Origin of the sequence: Microcystis sp. M109S1 (assembly GCF_020247025.1) — a bacterium.
Lineage (GTDB): Bacteria > Cyanobacteriota > Cyanobacteriia > Cyanobacteriales > Microcystaceae > Microcystis.
Genome location: NZ_JADBRW010000448.1, coordinates 1 through 9,397, shown reverse-complemented (window position 1 = coordinate 9,397; position 9,397 = coordinate 1). Strand labels below are relative to the sequence as shown.

11 protein-coding genes are annotated in these 9,397 nt (G+C 44.4%); 9 read left to right on the top strand and 2 right to left on the bottom strand.

Annotation, left to right across the window (positions count from 1 at the left end; all coding sequences use genetic code 11):
- On the bottom strand, nt 1-47 hold a 47-nt coding region (locus IM322_RS23605; protein ID WP_353737100.1), incomplete at its 3' end, for a helix-turn-helix domain-containing protein.
- Between the two features lie 90 nt (nt 48-137).
- On the opposite strand from IM322_RS23605, the gene IM322_RS22015 reads away from it, so the two are divergent.
- From IM322_RS22015 to IM322_RS21980, 8 genes are all read left to right on the top strand, one after another.
- Nucleotides 138-1,154, top strand: coding sequence for a thiamine phosphate synthase (locus tag IM322_RS22015; protein WP_287674923.1), 1,017 nt, complete (start codon nt 138-140; stop codon nt 1,152-1,154).
- A 130-nt stretch (nt 1,155-1,284) separates the two neighbouring features.
- Nucleotides 1,285-1,494, top strand: coding sequence for a sulfur carrier protein ThiS (gene thiS / locus IM322_RS22010; protein WP_002751314.1), 210 nt, complete (start codon nt 1,285-1,287; stop codon nt 1,492-1,494).
- 33 nt (nt 1,495-1,527) lie between these two features.
- Nucleotides 1,528-2,664, top strand: coding sequence for an anhydro-N-acetylmuramic acid kinase (locus IM322_RS22005; protein ID WP_287674920.1), 1,137 nt, complete (start codon nt 1,528-1,530; stop codon nt 2,662-2,664).
- Nucleotides 2,661-3,431 carry a peroxiredoxin-like family protein gene (locus tag IM322_RS22000; RefSeq protein ID WP_287674919.1) on the top strand — a complete coding sequence of 257 codons (771 nt, stop codon included), beginning with the start codon at nt 2,661-2,663 and terminating at the stop codon, nt 3,429-3,431. The genes IM322_RS22005 and IM322_RS22000 overlap by 4 nt, the downstream gene beginning before the upstream one ends.
- Before the next feature lie 312 nt (nt 3,432-3,743).
- Entirely contained in the window at nt 3,744-4,055 is a 312-nt protein-coding gene (locus IM322_RS21995) for a 2Fe-2S iron-sulfur cluster-binding protein (RefSeq protein ID WP_002778327.1), read from the top strand.
- Nucleotides 4,056-4,266: 211 nt separating this feature from the next.
- Nucleotides 4,267-4,968, top strand: coding sequence for an MBL fold metallo-hydrolase (locus IM322_RS21990; RefSeq protein WP_002756061.1), 702 nt, complete (start codon nt 4,267-4,269; stop codon nt 4,966-4,968).
- A 22-nt stretch (nt 4,969-4,990) separates the two neighbouring features.
- Nucleotides 4,991-5,542 carry a rhodanese-like domain-containing protein gene (locus IM322_RS21985; RefSeq protein WP_002756060.1) on the top strand — a complete coding sequence of 184 codons (552 nt, stop codon included), beginning with the start codon at nt 4,991-4,993 and terminating at the stop codon, nt 5,540-5,542.
- A 188-nt stretch (nt 5,543-5,730) separates the two neighbouring features.
- Nucleotides 5,731-6,609 (top strand): sulfite exporter TauE/SafE family protein, encoded by an 879-nt coding sequence (locus tag IM322_RS21980; protein WP_002756059.1) that lies wholly within the window; start codon nt 5,731-5,733, stop codon nt 6,607-6,609.
- Nucleotides 6,610-6,636: 27 nt separating this feature from the next.
- Here IM322_RS21980 and hemC read toward each other — a convergent pair whose 3' ends face one another.
- A complete protein-coding gene (hemC, locus tag IM322_RS21975) occupies nt 6,637-7,596 on the bottom strand; it encodes a hydroxymethylbilane synthase (protein WP_002778319.1) in 960 nt (319 codons plus the stop codon).
- 384 nt (nt 7,597-7,980) lie between these two features.
- Here hemC and IM322_RS21970 point away from each other — a divergent pair.
- On the top strand, nt 7,981-9,397 hold a 1,417-nt coding region (locus IM322_RS21970; protein ID WP_287674914.1), incomplete at its 3' end, for a protein kinase domain-containing protein.

Sequence of the window (9,397 nt, the reverse complement as noted above, 5' to 3'; positions counted from 1 at the left end):
TCTTGTTCTGGTGTGGGGTAAAATCGAAACGAATAGGCTTTTTCCATGTCTCACATTTTAGCATATATTTGGTAAATGCGCTAGTATTTAACGGTAAAGCCGTCGTAGAACGACGGGGTTTCAGACCCAAATTTTCGATGAAACTAGAAACCACGGCGATTAAACGGATTCTTGATGCTAACCTTGACCGCGCCAGAGAAGGACTGCGAATTATCGAAGAATGGTGTCGTTTTGGCTTAGATAATCCCGATTTAGCCCAAGAATGTAAAGAAATGCGCCATCAATTAGCTAGTTGGCACTCGATCGATCTTAAACGACATCGGGACACAGCCGGCGATATCGGCAGGGATTTAAGCCATCCCAGGGAAGAAATCCGCGAGACTGTCGAGGGACTGCTGCAGGCCAATCTCGCTCGCGTACAGGAGGCTTTCAGGGTTTTAGAAGAATACGGTAAACTCTATGATCTGGAACTAGGGATAGCCTGTAAACAGCTGCGCTATCGGGTTTATCAGCTAGAGAGTAAACTATTAATCTCTCCACCTCTGGAAAAACTGCAAGCATCTCCCCTCTATTTAGTCACTTCTCCTGCCGAAAATCTCCTAGAAATCGTCGAATTAGCCCTAAAAGGAGGTTTAAAATTGGTGCAGTACCGCCATAAAACCGCCGCTGATACCATTCGTTTAGAAGAGGCCGCTAAACTGTGTGAGTTATGCCACCGTTACGATGCTTTGTTTATTATGAACGATCGCGTCGATATTGCTCAGGCCATTCATGCCGATGGTGTTCACCTCGGTCAACAGGATGTACCGATTTCCCTAGCACGGCAATTTCTCGGTCCGACGGCAATTATCGGCCGGTCCACCACTAATCCCCAAGAGATGGCCAAAGCAATCCAAGAAAAGGCCGATTATGTGGGAGTCGGTCCAGTTTATGCCACCCCCACGAAAGCGGGAAAAGCACCCGCAGGATTGGAATATGTCCGTTATGCGCGGGAAAATTGCCCTTTACCCTGGTTTGCGATCGGTGGTATTGATAGTAGTAACATTAAAGAGGTTTTAGAGGCAGGAGCGCAGCGGGTAGCTGTAGTCCGGGCCATCATGGAAGCGCAGCATCCCGAGGTCATCACCCAACAATTATTAAACCAATTAAAGTAGGGAACGGGGGTGTGGGGTGTAGGGTGTGGGGTGTGGAAAGAATAAATAAAAATAGTCTCCTGTCTCGGAGAATACTGTCTCGGAGAATACTGTCTCCTCCGATTAACTTGATTCGTTCATATCCAAATCCATGTCAGAAATAACCTTGCAAATCAACGGCAAAACTCAAACCTGTTTACCCGCAACTAAACTACCGCAAATGCTAGAAAATTTGGGCATGAATCCTCGGTTAGTTGCCGTGGAATATAACGGGGAAATCCTCCATCGTCAGTATTGGGAAAACACCGAAATCAAGGAGGGGGATAAATTAGAAATTGTTACTATTGTCGGGGGGGGATAAAATAATCAACAATCGACACTTGAGGGAAAAAACTTGTTAGTTATCGGTTTAATGAGTGGCACATCGGTGGATGGTATCGATACCGCTTTAGTGGAGATTAGCGGTACTGTGGAATCTCCACAGGTGCAGTTATTAGCTGGAGAAACCTATCCCTATTCCCCCCGATTACGAGAGACAATTTTGCAAGTCTGTGGGGGAGAAAAGCTATCTATTGAAGCTTTAGCCAGCTTAGATGATGATATCGCTGCAGAATTCGCCCATGCCGCTTTAAATATCCAAAAAGAAGCCCCAAAAGCCCAATTAATCGGCAGTCACGGTCAAACCGTTTTTCATCGACCCCCCGAAAACGATCGCCTCGGTTACACGGTACAATTAGGACGGGGAGCAGCGATCGCAAAAATTACCCGTATTCCCACCATTAGTAATTTTCGCGCTGCCGATATCGCCCAAGCTGGTCACGGTGCGCCCCTAGTGCCGAAAATTGACGCTTATCTGCTCTCTCACCCCACTAAAACCCGCTGCGTCCAAAATATCGGTGGTATTGGCAATTTAACCTATCTACCCCCCCGACAAAGGGAAAATTGGCAGCAAAAAATTTTCGGTTGGGATACTGGCCCCGGCAATGTCCTCATCGATTTGGCCGTACAATTTTTGAGCCAAGGCCAACAAACCTACGACCATAACGGTCAATGGTCGGCTCAGGGTCAACCCTGCTCCGAATTAGTTCATAAATGGCTACAGGAGCCTTATTTTCAACAATATCCTCCTAAATCCACTGGCAGAGAGTTATTTAGCCCCGCCTATCTAGCCCAATTGCGCCAGGATGCCCAAGCTTATTCCCTCAGTGATGCCGACTGGTTGGCTAGTTTAACCGATTTAACCGCCATTTCGATCGCCCACAGCTATCAAACCTTTTTGCCAGAAATGCCCGCGGAAGTGCTGCTCTGCGGTGGTGGCGCTCGCAATGCCTACCTGCGCCAACGACTCCTAGCACATTTGGGGTCAAATGTCAAGCTTTTGACCACCGATCAGGTAGGATTAAATAGCGATTTTAAAGAAGCGATCGCTTTTGCCCTCTTGGCCTATTGGCGCTGGCACAATTTCCCCGGTAATTTACCGAAAGTCACGGGGGCAAAAGCAGCGGTTTTATTAGGAGAAATTTATCTATGAGCAGCAGCTATGAAATATTTTCAACAATTCAACGCCAAAGGGTCAGCGATGGGCAAATAGTGCCAATTTTAAGCGATTGTACTGGGTATAAACGTCTTTTAATTCTTGTTTGGCCGCAATTGGGAGATTTTGACAGTCTCGAATACGCTTGGTGGTTAGAAAAAGAGGCAGCCCTTTGGCAAAATGCCGGGATAACCATTCGGGCCATCGGTATCGGCGATCGCAATTCAGGTTTAAAATTCGCTGAATATACGAAATTTCGGCAAGATTGGCTTTTTGTTGACCCCAAAGCCGAATTACATAATTTATTGGGACTGTATCGCGGTTTATCGTTAAAATTACCCAGATTTTCCCCCGGGCAAAATGCTTGGTTAAATCTAATTTTCATGTGTGCGGGTGTGGGTAGTCCGGGGACTCTGGCCGAAGTGCTGCGGGGTTATCTTGGCGATCGCAAAGCCCCCCAATTAATTGCCGAGGAGGAAACAATTCAAGCGCGGCCTTTACCACCTTTCCGGGGTTCCCTATTCAATCTTGCTGGGGGTCAAGGTTTTCAGCGACCTTTTGAATTAGCCACCCTGAGACTCCGTAATATGGGTCAAGTTTTGGGCAATTGGCCAACCTATGTTCCTGATAGTAGTTATCTCACCCAACGGGGAGGGAGTTTTTTATTTGATAATCAAGAAAATTTACTCTATGAGCATCGAGATCGAGGTATCTTGGGTTTTGCTGAGAATATGAGTTATCCTCTCGCTTTTTTGCAGGATTAAGCTTTTTTCTTCTCCATCTCGCCCACTCCCAACTCTTGACTTTTAGCTTTTCTAGCTGATAGCTAAAAAACTTTAATGTTATCCAACTACTTATTACCTAAAGATTGATGAAATTATTTGACGATTCATCCACAACTAGCGGGGGTTATTTATCCAAGAGATAAGTAAATATTATTTTAAGTTTATTTACGGCTGTCATTACTAATGCTAAGTTGAGCATGGTAAATTTTCCCGTAGTATCAAAAAGGAAACTAATTCGACCCGTTCAGTCTAAACGGCGAGAGAAGGCATTTTGAGATTGAGCAACAACCTATGGCAAAGAAAACAAAGACAACCACTTATAAAGTCACCCTGAAAACACCCGATGGCGTGCAGACAATTGATGTTCCCGATGATGAATATATTCTCGAGGCAGCAGAAGAAAAAAAATTAGATTTACCCTTTTCTTGCCGTGCTGGTGCTTGCTCTGCTTGCGCTGGTAAAATCGAATCCGGTAGCGTTGATCAATCCGATCAATCTTTCTTAGATGACGATCAAATTAAAGCGGGTTATGTCCTCACCTGTGTCGCCTATCCTACTTCTAACTGTGTGATCGTCACCCACAAAGAAGAAGAGTTGTACTAATTTAACTCAATATTTGGGAGTTAGACAGTCCAACAACACAACAATAATAGAGCGGGAACTGCAAGAGCGACAGTTCTCGCTCTATTTGTATTTTTGGCTCTTGACTCGACAGTGAGATACAGCCAAAAAATTAATCCTGCTAGAGGTTTCCTCCAAGTTCATAATTATATGGTAGTATAGTTATAAAGTTATACAAAGGGAGTCAGAGATCATGCTATTCCGTCAGATGTTCGATCCCGAAACCAGCACTTATACTTATTTGATTGCCGATCCCGTCAGCAAGGAAGCGGCATTAGTGGATCCAGTGCAGGAACAGGTGGAAAGGGATGATCGGCAATTACGGGAGCTAGGATTAACGCTAAAATATTGTTTAGAAACCCATATTCACGCCGATCACGTCACAGGAACTGGAAAATTAAGGCAAATCACAGGCTGTCTGGGTATAGTTCCCGAAAATGCTCAGGTAGCCTGTGCTGATCGCCATCTGACGGATGGAGAGGAATTATTGCTAGGAAATATCATCATCAAAGCGATCGCTACTCCTGGCCACACCGATAGTCATCTAGCTTATTTAGTCAATAACAGTCATCTTTTGACAGGAGATGCTCTATTTATCCGGGGTTGTGGTCGTACCGACTTCCAAAGCGGCGATGCTGGTACTCTCTTTGATTCGGTCACGCAAAAACTTTTCACTCTCCCCGATAGTACCCTAGTTTATCCCGGCCACGACTATCGCGGTTTAACCGTCTCCACCATTGCCGAAGAAAAACAATACAATCCCCGTTTTGTCGGACGTAACCGCAGACAATTTATCGAGTTTATGAACAGTCTTAATTTACCCGATCCCAAAAAGATCATGGAAGCTGTTCCCGCTAACCAAGGCTGCGGCAATTTAGGAGTTGTTTTAGCTTAAATATCCATTCAGGAGATTAACGATGACTAATACCACAAATCAGGCAAAATTACGAGAATTTGATGCCCATACTTTAAAAAACTTAATTGAGCGCCGAGAAGTTTGCTTAATTGACGTGCGAGAACCAGGGGAGTACGCCAGCGATCGCATTCCAGGGGCGAAATTAGTACCACTTTCCAGTTTTAACCCTAATTCGATCGCTTTTGACCCCAATCAAACCCTAGTTCTCTACTGTAATTCCGGCAGCAGATCCACTGTAGCGGCACAAAAACTGATTGCGGCAGGATTTAGCCAAGTTGCACAGCTAAAAAACGGCTTAAATACCTGGAAAAGTGCGGGTTATACCACCGAAAAAGACCAAAATGCGCCAATTAGTCTATTCCGTCAGGTGCAGATTGTTGCTGGTTCCTTAGTTGTCCTCGGAACAGTATTAGGAGCCTTTCTCTCGCCTTGGTTCCTGATTTTAAGCGGTTTTGTCGGTTCCGGTCTAGTTTTTGCGGGGATTAGTAATACCTGTGCTTTAGCTATGCTTCTGGCTAAACTTCCCTATAATCAACCCCATCGGGGGAAATAGGGGGTTGGGTGTGGGAATTATAAATTATGAATTATAAATTATGAATTGGGAAGTGGGGAAGTGGGGAAGTGGGGGAATTTCAACTAAAACCCCAACACCCTAAAACCCCAACACCCCAACACCCTAAAACCCTATCACCGTATCTCCTGACGACTGACGACCGATAGCTAAAATAACTGATAACTGAAATGACTTGGTTAATTGGACATTTATTAGCCGTTTGTACGGGGATTAGTCTGGGATTGTTAGGAGGAGGAGGTTCTGTACTAGCATTACCGATTCTAGTCTATGTGATGGGAGTACCGACCAAATCGGCGATCGCTATGACGCTTCTAGTCATCGGTAGTGTCAGTTTACTTGGCACGATTCCCCACTGGAAAAAAGGGAACATTAACTTAAAAATCGCTTTTATCTTCGGTTCTGCGACGATGGTAGGGGCTTTTTGGGGAGCAAGATTAGCCACATTACCCTTCGTCACTGCCACCTTCCAGATGCTCCTGTTTGCGACACTAATGCTTATAGCGGCAGCCTTTATGATCGGCAGATCAACACAGATAGATAATCCTGATTATAAAGCCCGCGATCGGCCAAAAAATCTCACCCTCTACCCCCAACCGGTCTGTCAATATTGCTGGCTCTGGTTAATGAGTGAAGGAATTGCTGTGGGTGTCCTGACGGGATTAGTTGGGGTTGGGGGCGGCTTCGCTATCGTTCCCGCGCTGGTATTATTGGGTAAAATCCCCATGGCTCAGGCGATCGCTACTTCGCTGCTGATTATTTCCCTCAATTCTGTAGCCGGATTACTGGGCTATTTAGGTCATATTAGCGTCGATTGGCAGTTAACCCTATCCTTTGCTTTTGCGGCTGCCCTCGGTACTCTTATCGGTTCCTATCTAGGACAGTTTGTGTCTGCAAAACAGTTACAAAAAAGTTTTGGTTATTTTCTCTTAGCGATCGCAACTTTAGTTTTAATTCAAAATCGTCACATCCTGCACAATTTCCTGACTCCGAAAAGCAATTCTCTCATCCCGGGGGAAAAGACTATCAACCGAACCAAAGTTAATTAAGACTGATAACTGATAACCGATCACTGATTATCGTCCCACTTCAGCGAAAATCTCGGCTAAAATCTCTCCAGCACCAGCATCGCGCAGTTTATGGGCTAAATCTCGTCCTAAAGCTTCCCCATGGCTAGGATCACCGCTAACCGAGTCCTTAATCAGGCGCTTACCGTCGAGACTAGCCACCATACCCGTTAAAGTTAGGATACCATCCTCGATCGCCGTATTCACTCCGATGGGAACTTGACAGCCCCCCTCCAACTCCCGTAAAAAAGCGCGTTCAGCATAGCATTTATCGCGGCTAGGGGCGTGTTCCAACACTTTTAGGACTTCCAAGACCTCCGGATCAGCATCGCGGCATTCTATCCCTAAAGCCCCCTGTCCCACCGCATGGAGAGAAATTTCCGCCGGAATAACCTGATGAACTCGATCGCCTAATCCTAACCTTTCTAACCCCGCTACTGCCAGAATAATCCCATCGTATTCTCCCGCGTCCAGTTTGGCCAGACGGGTGTTGACATTGCCGCGCACATCTTTAAAAGTCAGATGGGGATAATGGTGACGCAACTGGGCCAATCGACGCAGAGAAGAAGTCCCAATTACTGAACCTTCTGGTAAATTATCTAATTGATAGTCTTGATTTTTGCTATTTACCACCAAAGCATCGGCCGGATTAACTCTTTCGGTGACGCAACCCAAGATTAAGCCTTCGGGTAAATTAGTGGGCAGATCCTTGAGAGAATGGACAGCAAGATCGATCGATCTATCCAACATTCCCACTTCTAATTCTTTGGTAAATAAACCCTTATCACCGATTTTCGCCAGGGCCACATCGAGAATTTTATCGCCTTGGGTACTCATCGTCTCCACCTCAAACTGTCGATGGGGGTGGTGTTTACTCAATTCTGCCTGTACCCAGTAGGTTTGTACTAGGGCTAACTGACTTTTACGGGAACCGATACGCAGGGAACGAGGAGGACTAGAAACGGACATATCTGAAGTAGGAATTTAACTAAACATCTATCTGACTGCTCGATCTAGACTATCCTGATCTCACCCCTGTTGAGTAATCACTTTCTGGGTTGGGGGTAAATAGTTACATCTCTTAATATTTTTGGGGGAGTGGGGGATGGGGTGATGGAGTTTTAGGGAAATAGTCATAGGTTTGTTTAATCTCTCGCAATCCCTTTACTAGAATGGGATGATGAGGTCAAAGTTTTTGCGGCTATAGGTTGAATTAAGCAGAGTAAAACCATTATTCCCCATGGCACAGCAAAGCTAAAAGCTCAAGTTAAAATAGAAAAACCAAGGTTAAAACAGAGTCTAACCAATGACAATATTTTAACGGAAAAATTGACTAATTCAGGAGTTATTATCATGCTAGACCAAATGATGAAGATGTTAGAAGGACAACAAATAAACTCTTATCGTCTTAATAAGTTTATCGGTGCGGGGGGTTTTGGAGGTGTATTTCATGCCAGTGAAATAGTCAGAAATACATCGGTTCAAGAAGTGGCGATTAAAGTTATTCCCGAAAGTAGCGATGATAAATTAATTGAGTTACAAAATGCCAGAAAATTAGAACATTCTAATTTAATTAAAGCTTATTCCGTGGGGGAATTTCGTTTTCTCAATACGGAGATGCTTTATTTAGTGATGGAACTGGCACAGGGTAGCCTAGAAAATCACATTCAAAAAGGCGGTTTGTCATCGGGGGAGATTAAAAATATTACTGCTCAAGTCGCCCAAGGCTTAAATTATCTTCATGGACAAAATAAAGTCCATCGAGATTTAAAACCGGGTAATATCCTGAGGGTTAATCAACAATACAAGTTAGCAGATTTTGGCTTAATTAGAACTTTAAATAACAAAAGCCACACTCAAACAGTACATAATAGCGGGACAATTATTTATATGCCTCCCGAAGCCTTTAAAGGGGATATTTCATCGGCTTGGGATCTGTGGTCATTGGGTATTATGTTAATCGAAATGACGACTAAGCAACTTCCCTATAAGTTTAATAATGATATTAACCAATTAATGGCAAAGGTGATGAATTGTGAGCTACAAATCCCTAGTTTACCGAAAGAGTTTAAACCAATTATTGAAGGGTGTTTGCAAAAAGATAGAAAACAAAGATGGACGGCACAACAGGTTTTAAATGCTTTACAACCTGTTCAACAAGCACAAGCAGCAGTCAGGATGCCTGTGTCACCAATACCCCCAATTGCTTCACCTACTCCATTTACCGAAAAACTAGCCAATGGGATAAGACTAGAGATGGTAAGCTTACCAGCAGGTAAATTTACCATGGGTTCTTCTAAAAGCGATTCTGAAAAGCCTCCACACCAAGTTAAAGTAAACAGTTTTGCCATCGGCAAATATCCCATTACTCAAGCACAATATCAAGCAGTAATGGGAAACAATCCCTCTCACTTTAAAAATAATCCCCAAAATCCAGTAGAAAGGGTTAGTTGGGACGACGCTCAAGCTTTTTGTCAGAAATTGAGTCAAATAACCGGCAAAACCTATCGCCTACCCACAGAAGCGGAATGGGAATATGCTTGTCGTGCGGGGACAACCACTCGCTATTATTTTGGTGATGATGATAATCAGTTAGGAGATTACGCTTGGGGTAGCGAAAATTCTAATCGCACAACTCATCCCGTAGGACAGAAAAAGCCCAATGGTTGGGGACTGTATGACATGAGTGGCAATGTTTGGGAGTGGTGCGAAGACAATTGGCATGATAGCTATGCTGGAGCGCCGGATGATGGCACGGCGTGGATTGATA